This is a genomic window from Streptomyces sp. NPDC059142, from assembly GCF_042755665.1.
Classification (GTDB): domain Bacteria; phylum Actinomycetota; class Actinomycetes; order Streptomycetales; family Streptomycetaceae; genus Streptomyces.
The window spans coordinates 1-2,404 of sequence record NZ_JBHZDA010000005.1 but is presented as its reverse complement, the minus strand read 5'-3'; the positions used below and the strand labels follow the sequence as shown (position 1 = coordinate 2,404).

Sequence of the window (2,404 nt, the reverse complement as noted above, 5' to 3'; positions counted from 1 at the left end):
TTGTTGTGGGCGGGGCCGGGTGGGCCCCGGGTGCGGCCCCGGCACCCCCCCCCCCCCCCCCCGGGGGGGGGGGGGGGGGGCCCCCCCCCCCCCCCCGCGGCCCGCGCCCGCCACGACGACCTCGCCGCCCGGGCCCGCGAGGTCCTCGACCGCGACCTCACCCAGCTCGTCGCGGAGTCCGAGGTGGTCGAGCCCGCGCTGCCGCCCGCGTACGCCCGCTGGGACAGCCCCGTCTGGCACGCCTACCGCGTCCCGATGGAGATCCCGATGGCGCTCCGCCTCGGCGACGTCCATCTGCCGGAACGCCCGGATCTGCGCATCCCGATGCTCGTCCGCCTCCCGCTGGAGCGCGGGCTGTGGATCGACAGCGGGCGGGCCGGCTCCGACGCCGCCCTGATGACGGACGAGGCGCAGCTCCGCCGGGCGGCCGTGGACACGGCGGTGGCCCTCGCCGCCCGGCTCCTCGCGGTCCATCCGCCCGGCGCGTTCACGGTCGAGGTGATCGACCCGGCCGGTTCCGCCGCCGGCCCGCTCGCCCCGCTGGTCATGTCCGGCGCGCTGGACCGGCCGCCCGCCGCCGGTGCCGGGGGAGTGGCCGCCGTCCTCGCCCGCCTCACCCAGCGGGTCGACCTCGTCCAGATGGCGGTGCGCGGCGGCGCCGCCGAGTCGCTGCCGCCGGACCTGGACACCGCCGAGCAGCTGCTCATCGTCAACGACTTCCCGCACGGCTTCGACGACCGCGCGGTCACCCAGCTCCGCTACCTCGCCGACGAGGGCCCGGCGGTCGGCGTACATCTGCTGATGGTCGCGGACCGTGAGGACGCGCGCGCCTACGGACCGGTCCTCGACCCGCTCTGGCGCTCGCTGCTGCGGATCACCCCCGTGCCCGACGACCATCTGGCCGACCCCTGGGTGGGCCACGCCTGGACGTACGAGCCCCCGGCGGTCCCGCCGGGCGGCGAGGTGCTCCGCCGGGTGCTGGACCGGGTCGCGGAGTCCCGGCGTACGGGAGAACGCTGAGCGGCACTTGGTTTGGCAAACCGCCCTGACCTGCACACTTGAAGATCACTTGGACCGCTCTTTACCTTTCTTTGGCCTTTCCTGTACTGTTCCTGGCAGCGGAGGGGAGTACTCCCACATCGCGACGTGCCCGTCAATACGGACCGCCATCGGTCCCGGGGCGTCGGCCCGTGGAGCGGCAGTGCCGCCCGGGTGGAGGAGACCTCCGGCAGCGACGACGCTGATCAGTAGCCGTACGAAGCCGGAGGAACAGTGGACGTCTCCTTGAACCTGTGGGTGTTGACCATTCTTGGTCTCAGCGCCCTCATCGCCGTCGATTTCTTCATCGGGCGCAAGCCCCATGAGGTGTCGACGAAGGAAGCCGGCATATGGACGGTCGTCTGGATCGCCCTCGCCGTGCTGTTCGGTCTCGGCCTGCTGTGGTTCGGCTCGGCCCAGGCGTCCGGCGAGTTCTTCGCCGGGTTCGTCACCGAGAAGTCGCTCAGTGTCGACAACCTCTTCGTCTTCATCCTGATCATGGCGAAGTTCTCGGTGCCCTCACACCTCCAGCAGCGCGTGCTGCTCATCGGTGTGCTGATAGCGCTGGTGCTCCGCGCGGCCTTCATCGCGGCGGGCGCCGCGATCATCGCCAGCTTCTCGTGGGTCTTCTTCATCTTCGGCGCGTTCCTGATCTACACCGCCTGGAAGCTCATCCAGGAGGCGCGCGCGGACGAGGACGAGGAGGAGTGGGAGGAGAACCGTCTCCTCAAGACGGTCGAGCAGCGCTTCGGCGTGGCCGACCGGTACCACGGCACGAAGCTCTTCATCCGCGAGAACGGCAAGCGGATCCTGACCCCGCTCATGGTGGTCATGCTCGCCATCGGCACCACCGACGTGCTGTTCGCGCTGGACTCCATCCCGGCGATCTTCGGCCTGACCCAGGACCCGTACATCGTCTTCACGGCCAACGCCTTCGCCCTGATGGGTCTGCGCCAGCTCTACTTCCTCCTCGGCGGTCTGCTGAAGAAGCTGGTGCACCTCAGCTACGGCCTCTCGGCCATCCTGGGCTTCATCGGGGTGAAGCTCGTGCTGCACGCGCTGCACGAGCTGGGCGTGCACGTCCCCGTGATCTCCATCCCGGTGTCGCTGAGCGTCATCTGCGGTGTCCTGATCATCACCACGATCACCAGCCTCATCGCCTCCAAGAAGCAGGCGGAGCGCGAGGCGGCCGGGTCGGGCGAGTCGGGCGACGGCAAGGCGAAGGACAGCATAGGAGCCTGATTCCGCGGCCCGATGCCGCGCTCCGGCGCGACAGCGGGGGGGGGGGGGGGGGGACCGCCCCCCGCCGGCAACCGACCGTGATGCCGGAGGAGGGGGGGGGGGGGGGGGGACCGCCCCCCGCGAC

General features: G+C 71.3%; 1 protein-coding gene and 1 pseudogene. Both read left to right on the top strand.

What is annotated here, in order from left to right:
• Nucleotides 1-93 precede the first annotated feature (93 nt).
• Nucleotides 94-1,020 (top strand): annotated as a pseudogene (locus ACFXPK_RS03565) (export associated protein); the annotation flags it as partial.
• Nucleotides 1,021-1,272: 252 nt separating this feature from the next.
• The gene (locus ACFXPK_RS03560; protein WP_385071211.1) at nucleotides 1,273-2,280 is read left to right on the top strand and encodes a TerC/Alx family metal homeostasis membrane protein; all 1,008 of its coding nucleotides are present in this window, start codon (nucleotides 1,273-1,275) and stop codon (nucleotides 2,278-2,280) included.
• The last annotated feature ends 124 nt before the right edge of the window (nucleotides 2,281-2,404 follow it).